Source organism: Pantoea allii, assembly GCF_002307475.1.
Classification (GTDB): Bacteria; Pseudomonadota; Gammaproteobacteria; order Enterobacterales; family Enterobacteriaceae; genus Pantoea; species Pantoea allii.
The window spans coordinates 84,175-99,567 of record NZ_NTMH01000011.1; the positions used below are offsets into that span (position 1 = coordinate 84,175).

General features: G+C 51.5%; 15 protein-coding genes, 2 tRNA genes and 1 pseudogene. 13 read left to right on the top strand and 5 right to left on the bottom strand.

The features are described from left to right. Positions 1–213 precede the first annotated feature (213 nt). A tRNA-Asn gene (locus CMR03_RS03315) sits at positions 214–289 on the top strand. A 17-nt stretch (positions 290–306) separates the two neighbouring features. Here the strand turns inward: CMR03_RS03315 and CMR03_RS03320 are convergent. Then, entirely contained in the window at positions 307–576 is a 270-nt protein-coding gene (locus tag CMR03_RS03320) for a helix-turn-helix domain-containing protein (protein WP_096010771.1), read from the bottom strand. A gap of 68 nt (positions 577–644) precedes the next feature. On the opposite strand from CMR03_RS03320, the gene CMR03_RS03325 reads away from it, so the two are divergent. Continuing rightward, entirely contained in the window at positions 645–902 is a 258-nt protein-coding gene (locus CMR03_RS03325) for a helix-turn-helix domain-containing protein (protein WP_096010772.1), read from the top strand. Positions 903–1,333: 431 nt separating this feature from the next. Here CMR03_RS03325 and CMR03_RS03330 read toward each other — a convergent pair whose 3' ends face one another. Further along, positions 1,334–3,133: a DNA/RNA non-specific endonuclease gene (locus CMR03_RS03330; RefSeq protein WP_096010773.1), complete on the bottom strand. Its 1,800-nt coding sequence runs from the start codon at positions 3,131–3,133 to the stop codon at positions 1,334–1,336. Positions 3,134–3,420: 287 nt separating this feature from the next. On the opposite strand from CMR03_RS03330, the gene CMR03_RS03335 reads away from it, so the two are divergent. Together CMR03_RS03335 and CMR03_RS03340 are read left to right on the top strand one after the other, a co-directional pair. Next, positions 3,421–3,496, top strand: a tRNA-Asn gene (locus tag CMR03_RS03335). A 167-nt stretch (positions 3,497–3,663) separates the two neighbouring features. Then, a pseudogene (locus tag CMR03_RS03340) lies at positions 3,664–4,047 on the top strand (Arm DNA-binding domain-containing protein); the annotation flags it as partial. On the opposite strand, the gene CMR03_RS03345 reads toward CMR03_RS03340, so the two are convergent. After that, a complete protein-coding gene (locus tag CMR03_RS03345; protein WP_244181329.1) occupies positions 3,994–4,191 on the bottom strand; it encodes an alanine acetyltransferase in 198 nt (65 codons plus the stop codon). The pseudogene CMR03_RS03340 and the gene CMR03_RS03345 overlap by 54 nt on opposite strands. 526 nt (positions 4,192–4,717) lie before the next feature. On the opposite strand from CMR03_RS03345, the gene CMR03_RS03350 reads away from it, so the two are divergent. From CMR03_RS03350 to CMR03_RS03370, 5 genes are all read left to right on the top strand, one after another. After that, the gene (locus tag CMR03_RS03350) at positions 4,718–5,629 is read left to right on the top strand and encodes a siderophore ABC transporter substrate-binding protein (RefSeq protein ID WP_164484296.1); all 912 of its coding nucleotides are present in this window, start codon (positions 4,718–4,720) and stop codon (positions 5,627–5,629) included. A 29-nt stretch (positions 5,630–5,658) separates the two neighbouring features. Continuing rightward, positions 5,659–6,618, top strand: coding sequence for an ABC transporter permease (locus tag CMR03_RS03355; protein ID WP_063881205.1), 960 nt, complete (start codon positions 5,659–5,661; stop codon positions 6,616–6,618). Next, positions 6,611–7,573, top strand: coding sequence for an iron chelate uptake ABC transporter family permease subunit (locus tag CMR03_RS03360; protein WP_208625003.1), 963 nt, complete (start codon positions 6,611–6,613; stop codon positions 7,571–7,573). Before CMR03_RS03355 ends, CMR03_RS03360 begins: the two co-directional genes overlap by 8 nt. Further along, on the top strand, positions 7,570–8,328 hold the full coding sequence (locus CMR03_RS03365) for an iron ABC transporter ATP-binding protein (protein WP_063880115.1): 759 nt from the start codon (positions 7,570–7,572) through the stop codon (positions 8,326–8,328). Before CMR03_RS03360 ends, CMR03_RS03365 begins: the two co-directional genes overlap by 4 nt. A 534-nt stretch (positions 8,329–8,862) precedes the next feature. Next, complete coding sequence (locus CMR03_RS03370) at positions 8,863–9,264, top strand: hypothetical protein (RefSeq protein ID WP_063880116.1); 402 nt, start codon at positions 8,863–8,865, stop codon at positions 9,262–9,264. Between the two features lie 127 nt (positions 9,265–9,391). On the opposite strand, the gene CMR03_RS03375 is transcribed toward CMR03_RS03370, so the two are convergent. Continuing rightward, positions 9,392–9,859, bottom strand: coding sequence for an Lrp/AsnC family transcriptional regulator (locus tag CMR03_RS03375; RefSeq protein WP_063881208.1), 468 nt, complete (start codon positions 9,857–9,859; stop codon positions 9,392–9,394). A gap of 280 nt (positions 9,860–10,139) precedes the next feature. Here CMR03_RS03375 and CMR03_RS03380 point away from each other — a divergent pair, with 280 nt between their 5' ends. The 4 genes from CMR03_RS03380 (at position 10,140) to CMR03_RS03395 (ending at position 13,881) form a co-directional block, all read left to right on the top strand. Further along, on the top strand, positions 10,140–10,766 hold the full coding sequence (locus CMR03_RS03380) for a LysE family translocator (RefSeq protein WP_063880117.1): 627 nt from the start codon (positions 10,140–10,142) through the stop codon (positions 10,764–10,766). A gap of 176 nt (positions 10,767–10,942) precedes the next feature. Further along, positions 10,943–11,575: a TetR/AcrR family transcriptional regulator gene (locus CMR03_RS03385; protein WP_063880118.1), complete on the top strand. Its 633-nt coding sequence runs from the start codon at positions 10,943–10,945 to the stop codon at positions 11,573–11,575. 79 nt (positions 11,576–11,654) lie between these two features. Continuing rightward, positions 11,655–13,052 carry a D-arabinono-1,4-lactone oxidase gene (locus CMR03_RS03390; RefSeq protein WP_096010775.1) on the top strand — a complete coding sequence of 466 codons (1,398 nt, stop codon included), beginning with the start codon at positions 11,655–11,657 and terminating at the stop codon, positions 13,050–13,052. A 1-nt stretch (position 13,053) separates the two neighbouring features. After that, complete coding sequence (locus CMR03_RS03395; RefSeq protein WP_063880120.1) at positions 13,054–13,881, top strand: glycosyltransferase family 8 protein; 828 nt, start codon at positions 13,054–13,056, stop codon at positions 13,879–13,881. A 77-nt stretch (positions 13,882–13,958) separates the two neighbouring features. On the opposite strand, the gene CMR03_RS03400 is transcribed toward CMR03_RS03395, so the two are convergent. After that, complete coding sequence (locus CMR03_RS03400) at positions 13,959–15,080, bottom strand: Gfo/Idh/MocA family protein (protein WP_096010776.1); 1,122 nt, start codon at positions 15,078–15,080, stop codon at positions 13,959–13,961. Positions 15,081–15,393: the final 313 nt, after the last annotated feature.

A 15,393-nucleotide genomic window follows, 5' to 3' on the forward strand; every position in this document is an offset into this window, starting at 1 on the left:
GTTTTGATATCGTCAAATAACAAAACTTTGACATGCGTCTAACATCTACTGAGAAATGGGTTTAAAGTGAGATCCTGTTAGCAGTTTGAAAAGCAAGCGAATGTGTCTGATATTCGCCAAAGCGCTGCTTTTACGAGCACTTGAACGCAAACGATGAAAGAGTGCTTTGACATCCCGAACTGACGCCGCTACTATTCGCCCCGTTCCAACAATTCCTCTGTAGTTCAGTCGGTAGAACGGCGGACTGTTAATCCGTATGTCACTGGTTCGAGTCCAGTCAGAGGAGCCAGATTTTGAAAAGCCCGCTCAGGGAAACCTGAGCGGGCTTTTTGCTTGCTGGGGGTTAGCGTTTGTGGCGTCGCCCGGTAAGACGGCTGCATGGGAATAGCGCGATCGCCAAATCTTTTCCGGTTTAACCCCTAACGCAGCCGCAATAAGGCTTTCCCCTTTCGGCCAGGGCCGCGTGAGTGCATTGGCCAATGTGGATAAGGCCAAACCCGCCTTGCGCGACAGCGCTGTCTCTTGTTTCTTTATTCCCGCGATGATATCTGCCGGATGCCAGTCCTGATTTTCCATCCTGCTCACTCCGCGTTATGCAAACGCATCGTATAATCCCATTTTGGGATAAAGATCGAGATAAAACGATGTCGACTATCTATACAGAAGAATATCAACGCGTTGTTAAAGCATTACGTGATGCAAGAGTAGCGAAAGGCATTACCCAGCAGCGGCTGGCGGATGCGCTCAATAAACCCCAATCCTTTATCGCTAAGATTGAAAGTGGTGAGCGGCGATTAGATGTGATCGAGTTCGTCCATGTGGCACGGCTGCTGGGAATTGAGCCTGCGCCGCTTCTGGAGGAGATAGTGCCGAAACGAAAAATAGCGCTGAAACAGAATTGAGAGGCCGGGCAGGCGTGCATTACGGCTACGCCATTTTACTGAATGAAGAAGGCTGCCTGGTGCCAGGACCGACGCAAGGTACGCGACAGAGAAAATACGGGTGGTGTGCCTGTCACTGGCCTTTTCAATCGCCTGAAAAATCAGAACGGGTGAGCTGGTCGCGCCACATGGCAATTGATGATGAAAGAACCGGGTGGAATATCAGGGTGCAGACGGGCTGCACAGCCTTCAATAGCCTTGGGAATGCCTCATCCGTTTCAAAGCCAACCGTGTTCTGAAGGGCGGTGACGACCAAAAAACCTTATTGGGGTGTAAAGGATGACCATCAATAATCTGCAGGTCACACAGCCCGTCATTGCGCATTTCACGAGAAAGCTTAACGCGTCATGGCGATGTCATAGTCAGCCTGACGCGCAACCTTTCCTTCGCGATTACAACACCTCTGCCCACGTCATAATCAGTTTGGCCTGCACAGGCTCGGCCAGCAGACTGGCATCTGGCTGCCAGCTGTCCCAGTCGCGGAAAGCACTGAAATCAAGCCCGGCCAGCGTTTCCAGCGAGCGGACAGAGACACGGTATTCGTCCACCTGCGGCACCGCTTCCGGCTGCAAGGAAGGCAACACGCGGCGCGGCTCATCCAGCAACTTATCCTGACTGACCAGCAAGGCGGTCGCCTGCGGTTTGCCCTGTGGCCCGATGCGCAGAACCACTTTCCAGAACATCAGCGGCACCTGTAACTCTCCATATTGCCGATGTTGATCGTTAAGTATCGGTCCGGTCAGCACGCTAATCTGCTGTTTGGTCTTGAGCACGCCATATTCCAGGATATAGCGCTCGACGCCTTGCCAGTACTGTACGCTCTGGTTAAAGCGAAAATGCTGCGGTGAGCAGTTGGTAAAATGAAACGTATCTTTGTTGGCGCGCACCGCCTCGGCCGCCGTGCCCCAGGTGGGATCGCTGCGGCGAGTAAGATGACCGCGGTCGAACCAGCGGCTGAACGCACTATAGAACGACTGCCCGGTAACGTAGCGGCTGTCGATGCGGCTGTCTTCAGACCAGCGATCGCCTTCGGGGAGCAGAGAAGGCTGCCCGCTGCCACGGTCAATGTTGATATAGCGCGCGCCATCAATATTGGTGGCGGTGAAAAATGCCAGCTTGCGTTCAGCATTCATCAGCAGGGAAAAGTGTTCGTAATCCAGCCTTGCCTCAGCGCCGTTGCGCCCGTCACGCAGGGGCGCGACTTCACCGGAACGCGGGGCGATAATCGCGGCCATATCGATGTGGGTATCAGCCAGAAAGTCCGCCTGAAAACCGTCGCGGTTACGATAATTTTCGTCCGGCGCGGCGGCACCTGGAAGCGCGTAGTCCGGTGCGGGTTCAGCCTTGAGTGCCTGCATCAGGATTGCCTGCCGGTCAGCAGGCAGCGTCGGCAGTTCGCCTTTCAGCCAGTCAGTGAGCGCGCTGATGCGTATACCTTCGTTAACCCATTTCCCGTTATCTTCAACACCGCCATGATGGAGTGCCACCAGTTGCCAGCCATCGTTGAATACCGGCGCACCCGACGAGCCGCCTTCGCTGTCGGCCTCGTAGTGTAGAAACTGTTCGTGACGGGCTAACAGCGCATTATTGCGCAGCGTAATTTGCTGTGGCGCACCAGCCGGGTGATGGATCAGATTAAGGCTGATGCCCAGTGCATGTTTATCGTTGCGATCGTTAAGCGCCAGCGGCAACGGATTCTCAGCGCTGTCGTTAAGCGCTTCTCCCAGCGCGACTAGCGTGCAGTCAAAGGCGTCCGTCGGACTGGTAAGCCAAAAGCGTTCTGCATCTACGCTATAAAGACGCCCCTGAATAAGCTCGTCCGCCTCGCCCTGACGGTAGCCGAACTGAAGTGTAATACGGCCTGATGCCGCGGGGTCAGACAGCAGATGATGGTTAGTCACAAAGAGGTTGCCGTGGGTGAGAAATCCACTGCCTTTCGGCACGCCATCTTCTCTGACCAGCGCCACGGCTTTGGCCGCGCGCAATCCTTGCTGCAAAAAAGATACCGGTAGCAGATCGTTCGTGCCGATGATGACACTCTGGCGGGCGCGTTGCTGAAACGCATAGCGTTGCGCGCGTCGTTGATCCGGCTCCGCCTGCTGGCCCTGGCTGAGCGCTGTGCGTGTCTGCTGTCGTTGTCCGGCCGTTACCGCCAGCCTTGCGGCTATCTGCGCTTTCAGTTGCTCGTTCATTCGCCTCTCCGTGATAAGGTTATGCACCCTTTTAACCATAGCTGCTGCTTATCACGGCACAAGCGGCGCGAATATCACCGCGCGCACCAACGCCCTGCCCTCATCCGTTAAGGGCCAGGTCATGTATCTGAAAGGCGATTGAACGAATGCTTAAATGGAACCTTACAAAGGGACTATTGCGGGCGAAATAACCAGGCTGTTGAAACCTTCAGCAAAGGGTTCAGAAGCCGGTAAAACCGCTTTGACTCAGCATCCTGACTCCATTAGTATGCGCCCTGTAGCACGATTCCTCTGTAGTTCAGTCGGTAGAACGGCGGACTGTTAATCCGTATGTCACTGGTTCGAGTCCAGTCAGAGGAGCCAGATGTATGTTTTCATGCATCTTCCCGAATCTTTATACGATTAAAATTCAACAGGTTAGCGTGAAAAGTCTTTCCGATGCATTTTCATTTTCCCCTCCGCATCGGGAAAGATTGGTGGTCTGATTTGGGGTCATTTCAGTTCGATAATGGCGTAACCACTCTACGTCCCTGAACGACACGACAATCCGCAGCGTAAAACCATCCGCTAAACCTTACAAAGTTTCCGATTCTCATGGCCTGTCCCTTTTCGTCAATCCAGCCGGTTCACGTCTCTGGTGTCTCAAATATCGTATCAATGGTAAAGAATCCCGCCTCGGCTTAGGTGCCTATCCCGATGTTTCTCTGGCTTATGCCCGGCAGCAACGTGATGGCATACGCAAGGTGCTGGCGCAGAATATCAATCCAGCACAGCAACGTATCGCCAGGAAAGCTGCCCGCTCACCGGAAAAAACGTTTAAGCACATTGCATTGAGCTGGCACAAGCGCAACAGAACATGGTCACAGAACCACTCCGTCCGTCTGCTTGCCAGTCTCCGGTTTTTTTCCTTCCCATATACCAGGGTCAGTCCCGCAGATTGTCGTTTTGGTTAGTTTAATAATGGCATCAGTAGCTTCCATAACCGTTGGACGAACCCTTTCCTCAACACGAATATCATTTTTCCCGTGATAAACCATTGCTTTCATTTTTCTTTGCATGTTAATCACCCTTCTCTTTTTTATAAAATCGCTCCAGTTTAAATAACATTGAAAAAAATACTCACAAAATTATCTTAGTTTTGAAAAATTAAACTATTGGGGATTAGCTCACAAAACCAGCGTGATATTAATTGGCATTAAAGTCCGCCACCCGTTATTAATAACTTAGCACCCACATGAGACCGCTATTAAAATAGATAAAAAACACGCCTGGTGAGAAAGATTATCCGATTAATTTTGGCTGAATTGGTTAACAGATTGGCTATATTGCGCAATGACACTTTACCTTTAAATCCATATCATTTTTAGCGATCATGTCTATTTTGATCGTATGCGCAACCGTCATATCCCTAATTAACAACTTGTGGCGATATCGAACCCATTATTATGATGTTCAATGCAATGGACATGATGTGCAGCGCGTTGACGCCGACAATTACGGAAATTCAGCATGTTCAACAGGCAGACTGTCCTTGTACTCATATCAAACTGTTATTATCCGCGCCCATCGAGTGTGGTAGTGGGCATGAAGTATGCGCTGGCTATAATCTCACTGACATTCTTTGCTCTTTTTTCGAGCATGCTGCAAGCCGAAGCGATAACCGTTCATCATACTCAGGGGATAACCAGCGTACCGGTCAAGCCCAGGGTTGTGGCTGTACTTGATATCGCTGCACTAGATACCCTTTCCACGATAGGGGTTGATGTTGCTGGCGTTCCCACACTCAACTATCCCCCTTATCTCGCTAAATTTGGGGAAAGCCGTTACCGGAAGGTTGGTTCACTTTTCGAGCCCGATTACGAAGCACTTAATGCGCTGTCCCCTGACCTGATCATCGTGGGGGGACGTTCATCACCCAAGTACACCCAATTAGCAAAGCTCGCCCCTACCATCGACCTTAGTCCTGACTTTCAACACCGGGTTGACAGCGCCATATCGCATGCGCAGCTTCTTGGAGAAATATTTGGGAAGCAAGCCGAGGTTGACCGTCGTACCAGCAAGCTACGTGCAACAGTAGAGGCACTTCGAGCACAAACGTCGAAAATGGGGACAGGACTGCTGGTGATGACCAGCGGTGGACGCATCGCGGCGCTCGGCCCAAACTCTTGGTTTGGTACACTTTATAACGACTTTGGCGTGCAACCCGTGACGCGCAAACTGGATGATGGCCCTCACGGCCAGGTGATATCCTCTGAGTTCATTCTCGAAACGAATCCTGACTGGCTTTATGTGATTGATCGTGACGCGGCCATAGGGGAAAAAGGAGCATCAGCCCAACAGCTGCTGGATAATGAACTGGTGCGTCAAACTAAAGCCTGGAAGGCTGGTCACGTTGTCTACCTTGATCCTGTCGCATGGTATATTGTTGGCGACGGACTCACTGCGCTTCAGTCAATGGCTGATGAAGTTTCCCTGGCAATAACGAAGACAAAATGACGTCTCCAGCGCACGTTGACAAATCGTCAGTGAAAGGACTTTTGATCGCACTGAGCGTTATCGGATTGCTTTCCCTTATTAGCCTCTTTATCGGTGCGACGACAACTTCGCCTGTATCGCTTTTTGCAGGCAATACGACATCGACTATAAGCATTCTGCTGGCTAGCCGCATTCCGAGGACCCTTGCATTGCTCCTCGCTGGAAGTTCCATGGCTGTTGCTGGCCTGATCATGCAAATGCTTTCGCGAAACCGATTCGTGGAGCCTGGCACAGCAGGTACGATTGAGTCCGCCACTCTTGGGTTATTGCTGGCTGCGCTACTGGCCCCCGGGCTGCCTGTGCTCGCGCGCATGCTTGTGGCATGTTGTACCGCCCTTCTGGGAACACTGCTGTTCCTTGTCATCCTGCGACTGTCGCCCATGCGCTCGCCATTAATGGTTCCGCTCGTCGGCCTGATGCTCGGCGGCGTAATCAATGCAATGGCGACATTTCTTGCCTACCGCTTCGACCTTATTCAGTCCCTCGTAGCCTGGTCTACTGGGGACTTTTCATCGGTTCTGCGCGGCCGCTATGAACTACTGTGGATCTCATTTGGCGCAGCCGTCCTCGCTTACATTGCAGCCGACAGGTTCACTGTGGCAGGACTTGGACAGAATTTCGCAAATAACCTGGGCCTGAACTATCGGCTGACACTCATTACCGGGCTGGTCATCGTTTCAATCGTAACGGCTGCAGTGGTCGCGACGGTAGGTGCAATTCCCTTTGTCGGTCTTGTCGTGCCAAATATCATCAGCATGATGATAGGCGATAATTTGCGCAGGTCAGTACCCTGGACCGCCACTCTCGGCGCCGGTTTCGTACTGAGTTGCGACATTCTAGGTCGCTCCGTAAACCAACCCTTCGAGATCCCAGTGGGCCCCATCATAGGGATTGCTGGCAGTGTGATTTTCCTTTTCATCCTCAAAAGGGGAGCTGCACGATTTGATTGAATCTCAAGAGATAAGACCCGTTATAGTAATCATTTTGCTCGCTACACTGACATTACTCTTATCAGTGGCTTTCATGACAGTCGGTGCAGGAGGACATTGGTCTTTTGTGCTACCTCTTCGTGCACAAAAGCTCGCAGGGCTTTTGTTAGTTGGTTATTCGATAGCCGTCTCTACTGTGCTATTCCAGACCATAACCCAGAATCGTATTCTGACGCCATCCGTCATGGGTTTCGATGCACTGTACGTATTTATTCAGACCTTAGTGGCATTCACCATAGGCTATGTCCACGACGCTACCATCAACCCATTTCTACGTTTTGCAGTCGAGACATTCGTCATGATCGGTTCAGCAACCCTGCTCTATAGCAGACTCTTCGCCGGGGGGCGCAGAGACCTGATGTTTCTGGCGATGGCCGGTCTCGTTTTCGGTGGGCTACTGCGAAGTCTGTCAAATTTCCTGCAGCGTGTTATCAATCCGGGGGAATTCGCCGTCCTGCAGGACCGCCTCTTTGCAAGCTTCAATCTTATCGACGCCAGCCTGCTATTCATAGCAGCAATACTTGTCCTTAGCGTCTCGCTGATAGGCTGGAGAATGCGGCACAGCTTTGATGTGTTGGTGCTAGGGCGAGACACCGCGATCAATTTAGGCATTGATTACAAACGAACGGTTAGAGCCATCCTGATGATGATTGCCATCCTCGTATCGGTCTCTACGGCATTGGTTGGGCCGGTTACTTTCTTCGGCCTGCTGGTAGCCAATCTAACTTATCGTTTTGTCGGGAATGCGCGGCATGCTCTGATGCTACCGGCCTCTGTGCTGATCGCGATGACGTGTCTGGTCTGCGGGCAGTTTGTTCTGGAGAGGCTATTTGGCTTTAATACCGGCCTGAGCATTATAATTGAGTTCTTCGGCGGTATTACTTTCATTATATTAATCATGCAGAAGGCGCGATGATAAAAACGCACGCACTCACTAAACGGTACGGCACAATTACGACTGTGGACAACGTCTCAGTGAGTATACCTAAAGGCGGACTGACATCCATCATCGGTCCTAATGGTGCAGGTAAATCCACACTTATGATGCTCATTAGCAGGTTATTGCCAGCAACCAGTGGAACAGTGACGGTTGACGAGATGAATGTCGTTAACACGCCCACGAACATACTTGCACAACGTCTGGCAATTCTACGCCAGGATAACCATACCAGCGTGCGCCTGACCGTCAGTGACCTGGTAGCTTTTGGCCGCTACCCGCACTCGAAAGGACGTTTCACCCAAGATGATCGAGAGCATATTGAGCATGCACTTGAGTATCTGGACATAACATCGTTGCGCGATTGTTTCCTTGACGAGCTTTCAGGTGGACAGCGCCAGCGCGCCTTTATTGCAATGGTCCTGTGTCAGGACACCGATTACCTGTTACTCGATGAACCCCTGAACAGTTTAGACCTCAAGCATGCTACTGCTACAATGAAGATTCTTCGAAGAGCAGCAGACGATCTGGGTAAAACCGTCGTATTAGTGCTTCATGATATCAACTTTGCTTCGTACTATTCAGATCACATTATTGCGATGTCCGCAGGCAAAATATATTGTGAGGGTTCTCCTGACCAGGTTATTAGAGCTGAACGTCTCGGCCAACTTTATGATATGAAGGTTAGTGTCCATGAACTGAGTGGGCAACGGATAGTGACTTACTACGAATGATATACAAAATATTTTAACGTTGCCCTTTCAGACATCTGAATAAACTGTTTTCGTGAAAAAAAAGCATTAATAAATATAAATCACATGCAAATACTTTCATGAAAATAATGTACCGTGTTAAACAGTTGAGAGAAAACAAGGCGAATGTGACGGGTGCTGGTGGTCCTGACAACCGCCATTTTTCGGTTTCGCTTGTCATTCAGCCAGTTAATGGCAAAGGCGATCCTGGTGAGAGGAGCAAGATTTAGAGAAGCCCGCTCAGGGAAACCTGAGCGGGCTTTTTGCGGGGTATCGCTAACGCACCTTGAAACCCGATTGATGTTGGCAGGCAACACTTTCAGATGGCCTCACTGTTTACACATCGATCATGATTGCCTTCACGCGACGGGCAACGTCCATACATTTCCCTTTCCAGACGGGCACTGATCAATAAAAAATTCGTTTATCAATGGTTTATAGATCGGTAATCAATCGGGATGCTAGTGTTCTGGCTGATAAAAAATTTATAATATGCCCCCCACTGAGAGGCAGTTGATGAGTACGCGCTTTCTTTATTTTGCCTTAACAGTATTGCTAACTGGATGTGTAGCACGGTCTCATGAACCCGATCCGTTACAGGTGCAGTTCGCTAATTATGGCACGCTGCCTAATAACTATAAAACGCTAGTCAAAGATACGTTTTATTATCATCTAAAAGATCCCTATAGCGCCCATTATCGTTTTTTCCAGCCCTATAGAGGATATTCATGGATCATGAATGTTCCCGAAGATAAAGAAGAATTGATGTTCGGTTGGATCATTCCCGGCATGGTTAACGCTAAAAACAGTTACGGAGCCTATGTCGGTCAGAGGAAGTTCATTGTGATTTATTCAAATGGCCAATATCACAACCTTAACTACATCAAAGGTACAAAAAAAATTGGCCGGCCGCTTTAAAACTACATGAGCTTTTGGCCGTTGAGCAAGCCGGGAACGTATCGGCGTGACATCAGGATAGAGCCACCATACGGAGTATGATGGCCAGGCGATAACAGAACCTGGATTTACCAGAGCCATGGTTTCATTATGTGCTTTTAATCGGGTAGGTCGTTAAAGGTTTAATTTCCTTTAAGACAAACATGCTTTGCATCTCTTTGATACGCGGCAGCCTGCGCACGACAGACATGGCGAAATCGGCGTACGAGTCGAGGTCGGTTGCCACCACCTGCAACAGAAAGTCAGCGTCGCCGCCTATGCTGTAGCAGGCCACAACGTCCTCCAGTGCGGTCACCTGCTGCTCAAACTTTTCCGCTTCAGCTTCGCTGTGACAGTCAATGACCACCCGAATAAACACCATTACCCCAGAGCCGGTTTTTTTTCGATCCAGTACCGCCCGATAGCCCTGTATCACGCCCTGTTCTTCCAGTTTGCGAACTTTGCGCCAGCACGGTGAGGCGGACAGGCCAATTTTATCGGCCAGTTCCTGATTGGTGATGCGCGCATCGCCCTGCAATACGCTTAAAATTTTTATTTCTGTCTTGTCGAGTGCCATAGAGGTCAGTTCCTTTCCGATTAAGGCATAAAACAGGTAAATTCTTGCAAAGAGTAAGGCATATCGACGTGATTCAGACAACCCATTTCTGGTCAGCTCCGGCATACTGTATTCACCCTGTGTTGTGTGCGGTGCGAGAGGTGAATGCATTACAGACAGGATGAAACGCAACGAAGTAAGGCGGATAAGGGCATTTTACTTCGCCTCTGAGCGAGCGTGCTGTCAGGGCTACAGGACTCGTGAACAGACGCATACATGTCATCTAAAGAAAGGAAATGCTATGCCTGCCAATGCAGAATTACTGCCTTATGTTTTGGCGCTTGGCCTGGCCGCCGCGATTCCTGGCCCGGGCATGACGGCGATTGTCGCGCGCAGCTTAAATGGCGGTTCACTGGCCGGCTTAGCCGCCCTGGCGGGCGTGATAATGGGCGATCTGTTTTATCTCACCCTTGCCGTTTTTGGCCTTGGCGTGGTCGCGCATACCTATACCGCTCTCTTTACCCTGATTAACTGGGCGGCTGCACTTTATTTGGGTTTTCTGGCCTGGCAGTTTTGGTCTTATCAACCCCATGCAATCAACATCGACCAGAAAGTGACGCGTCAGCAACTGGCTTCAGCCTGGCTGTCCGGTCTGAGTATTACGCTGGGTAACCCCAAAACGATTGCTTTTTATCTGGCAATACTGCCGCTGGTGATTTCCCTGGAGACGATCTCACTGAAATTTTGGGGGACAGTGCTGGTGCCCGTTACCGCCGCGGTATTACTGGCTGTCGGCGCAATGTTTATATTGGCGGCGATGAAAATCCGGGTTTTTCTGACCAGCCCGCAATCGCTGCAGATAATGTACAAAGTGGTAGGCGTGATTATGCTGCTGGCCGCCATCGGTATGATCGTAAAAACGCTGTAATGCAGCAATAACGTCAGAGGGGAAAAGGTGCCGCTGCCTTATCGAGAACGCACCTCAGAACAGACTGATTAATCCTGATTGGCCGGGGGATTTTCCCCTGTCGGCGCAACAGTATTGTTTCGCTGTGGTAGTATCAGCCTCTTACTTTCTCGTTATCAGGCAACCCGTTGAGCACTATGTCGGACACTACGAAACGCAAAAACGATCCCGAAGGGCTTAAAAAACGCATTCTGGCTGGTGCACTGAAAACCTTTGCCGAATTTGGTATGCAGGGTGCTCGCCTGGAGCAGATTGCCGAGAATGCCCAGACCACCAAACGCATGGTGGTTTACCATTTTGGCAATAAAGAGCAGCTCTATATCGATGTGCTGGAACAGGTTTATCAGCAGATCCGGGAACACGAAACCGGCCTGAATCTGGCGGCAATGCAACCTGAGCAGGCCATAACCAAACTGGTTGAGGCCAGTTTTGATTACCATGTTTCTCATCCAGACTTTATTCGGCTGATCTGCATGGAAAACCTGTCCCGCGGTCGCTATATCGCGCAGTCAGCCCGCCTGGGCCAGCTGAACCGTAGTGCGCTGGATCTGCTGGATGACATCCTCAGTCGGGGACAGCAGCAGGGGCTGTTTATTCAGGAAGTCGAGACGCTGGATGTACATCGCCTTATCAGCAGTATCTGCGTGCATCAGGTATCGAACCGGTTCACGTTTAATACTCTGTTCAGCCCCGACAAAGATGAAGCGGACATTATCCGTCGTAACCGCCAGTTAGCGGTCACGGCCACCCTGCGTTATATCTGTCGCTAGCGGCCAGCATCCCGGGCGTAAAAAGCAATAGTCTATGCTTAAGAGGTATTTTTAATATCACTTAACTAAGGACTGCAGTTTGAGCAGAGACGCCAACCTTTATCCGCTACGCCAGACCCACGTTGATCCGCACGATGATGCTGTCTGGAACTGGGCGCAAAATGCACAAATTGGGACGCGTCAGCAGGTAAAACACCCCGCTGATGAAGCCGCGCTTCAGCAGTTATTGCGTGAATCCAGTGGCAAGGTACGCGTGACCGGCAAAACCTATTCCCCTGGCAGAATGTTGTCCGTGCACCCGGACGAGTTGCTGCTGGATCTCAGTGCGCTGACCGGCCTTGTCCGCAGCGACGAGAACAGCGTGACCTTCGCGGCTGCCACACCGCTGGAAGACATCTACAGCACCTTGACCGACATGGATCGCATGCTCGCCTCTTCGCCCGGCGTCATTTCCGTACAGACGCTGGCGGGCGCAATGGCGACCGGCACCCACGGTCAGGGCCTGCAACAGAGTTCGATTGCCGATGAAGCTGAGCACATCCGCATGGTGCTGAGCGACGGTTCAGTTCGTGAGCTGTCACGTGGTGATGCGGATTTTGCTGCTGCGCAGGTTTCCCTTGGCGTGCTTGGCATCGTCACTGAGGTCACCTTGCGCACCCAGCCTTTTCGTATTTTCACCTGCCATAAAAATGCGGTTCCCGCAGATAACCTGGAAAGTGATTTGCTGCGCTGGAATGACGAATACGAACTCAGCAAAGCCTGGTGGTTTGTGGATGACAACCTGATGCACGTGTGGAATGCGCATCAGGCCAGTGAAGACGAGATCCAGCATTATGAGAAGAATGGCCGTGAAGTCGTGGAGCACGCTGATGAAGGTGATGACAGCCTGAACGACACCATCGATCAGACGCTGGAACATATGCATCGCGACACGCAGATTCACGGTAAAGGCGGCAAACAGTTCCGCACCGTGACACGTTTTCGGGATTTTACCGATGTCACCGGCGATATCTATCAGCTGTTCTGTCGCGGCATTGCCGTGCCGCAGATCAACGTAGAGATCGGCGTGCCGCTGGAAAAAACACCGGCGGTTATCCGCAAGATTAAACGCTGGTATGCCGAAAATCGCCCGCACATGCACTATCCAATTATCCTGCGCTGTACCGGTGCCTCATCGGCCTGGCTGAGCCCAGCCTTCGACCAACCCACCTGCTTCTTTGGCTTTGTGGTGTATTACGCCGATGACGGTTCCCTTTCTGAAGCGGGCCTGCACTTTTTAACTGAGGTGGAGAAACTGCTGGCAGAAGAAGGCGGTCGTCCTCACTGGGGCAAATATTATGATGCCTCGCTGTACCGTTGGCAGGATCTCTATCCCCACTGGGGAGCCTTCCGCGCCCTACGGGAGCAGCGCGATCCGCAAAGCCGCCTTAGCAACGACTACACCACCGCACTGTTTAATGAAACCGATAAGGGATGATATGTTTGCCTGGGTAACCTTACTGACGCAACCGGATTATCTGGTGGGCGTGAAAGCGCTGCACCGTTCACTGATGCAAAGTAAAACGCGCTGGCCACTGGTGGTCATGGCAACCGATGCCATTGATGCACAAGACTGCGCCGCACTGGAAGATGAAGGCTGTGTGATCCATCGTGTTGACGGACTTTATCCGCACAGCGATCTGAACGCGCACTATGCGTCTGAACGCTTCGGGGAAGTCTGGACCAAACTGCGTGCATGGCAGTTGACCGATTATCAGCGGGTCGTGTTTCTGGATGCCGATATGCTGGTCTTACAGAACATGGATGAACTGTTCTCACTGGATCTCGGTGACAACTTTCTTGCTGCCTGTCATGCCTGCCGCTGCAATCCCAACCAGATCGACGCCTATCCTGACAACTGGCAACCCGAATTCTGTCACTATACCTGGCAGGAACGTGAGGAATCGCCACCCGCGCATCTGGATGACTACCTCAACGGCGGCTTTCTGGTACTGAAGCCCGATAACGGCGTGTTTGAAAAACTGGAAGCCCGCATTGCGGCTATCGATGACCTGAGCGAGTACACCTTTTCCGAGCAGGATTTGCTGAACGAGGCCTTTAAAGGCCAGTGGATGCCGCTCTCTTATGTTTACAACGCCCTGAAAACGCTGCGTTTCCAGCATGACAAACTGTGGGAATGTGACGACGTCAAGAACCTGCATTACATTCTGGATAAGCCGTGGCAGCGCGATCTGTCTCAGCCTGTCAGTCAGCGCGATCGCTACTATGCGATGGACAAGCTGTGGTGGGATAAAGCGTCAGCCTGATCAACGTTGACCGGCCCCGACATGATGCTCGGGGCCGACTTTATGTTGTGCAGCCATAAGTATGATGTAACTAAGACCTATACCGCCTTCCAGCGTCTTTCTGCTGCCGACAGGGCTATCGCCTCCAGCACCTTCTGCACCTGCAATCCTTCTGCAAAATCTGGCCACATGCGGTCGCCCGCAGCGATACCATTAATCAAATCGCGAATTTCTACCGTTTTCTGATCGTTAAAGCCGATGCCATGGCCTGCCGAAACGCAGAAGTTAGCATAGTCCGGATGCGCAGGCCCGGTTAGCAGCGTTTTGAAGCCCTGCCGCCCTGCCGGTTCATCATGAATATAGAGCTCAAGTTCCGCCATGCGCTCCTGGGTATAACGCAGCGTGCCTTTGGTGCCGGTCACGACATAGGTCAGCCCCATCTTGGCGCCGCAGGCGATGCGCGAGGTTTCAATTACGCCGTGCGCGCCATTGTGAAAGCGCAGCAAGGCACTGGCCTGGTCTTCGTTTTCTACCGGCAACTGACGGCTCAGGTCTTTTGGGTCCGGGCGGGTTTTAATCACCGTCATCATATCCCCACTGACTTCAGCAATGTTGCCTACGAGATAGTGCGCCATATTGACGATGTGCGCGGCCAGATCCCCCAGTGCACCTAACCCGGCCAGCGCTTTCTGGCAGTGCCAGTCGAGCGGCGTTTCCGGCTTCGCCAGGTAGTCTTCATTATGGGTGCCATAAAAATGCACCACCTCACCGATTTCGCCCCGCGCAATGATTTCTTTTGCCAGCTGGCTGGTGGGATTCTTCATGTAATTGAAGCCCACCAGGGTTTTAACCCCTGCCGCATTGGCCGCCTCTACCATCTCCTGCGCATCGGCCACCGTCAGAGACAGCGGCTTTTCAGAATAAACGTGCTTGCCGTTGGCAATGGCAGCCAGCGCCATCTCTTTGTGCAGGAAATTGGGCGCGCAGATGTCTACGACGTCAATATTCGGGTCGCATACCAGCGCATGCCAGTCACCCGTGGAGCGGGAAAAGCCAAAGGTGGCGGCCTGCTTTGCCGCCAGTTCGGGATTAACCTCTGCCAGCATCTCACGCACGATCTCCCCTTTTAACGCAAACACCGCCGGTGCCTGGGCATAGGCGATCGCATGGCAGCGACCGATATAACCGCTACCGATCATGCCGATTCTGACTTTATTCATTTTGACTCCGGGCTGACAGAGAAAGGATTAAATGAAATTTAAATTCCATTTAAGGGTATTTCAAACTAAAAATGAAATAACTGTGACGAACCTAAAGAACATTCGTGCAACCAGGCCTTTCAGAGTCGTTAAGAAATGGAACAGAGATTCTGTTTATTGAATAAAAGGTGCAGTTTGCGGCCATTTTTGGCGGTCACAAAGCAGAGCGGAACGGCTGAACCGCGGGAGTTGGCGAGTATTTCAGCAATTAGACAGTTTTGTGAAAAAGAGCTTTGACAAGCCTGCGGGACGTCGATAATATGCGCCCCGTTCA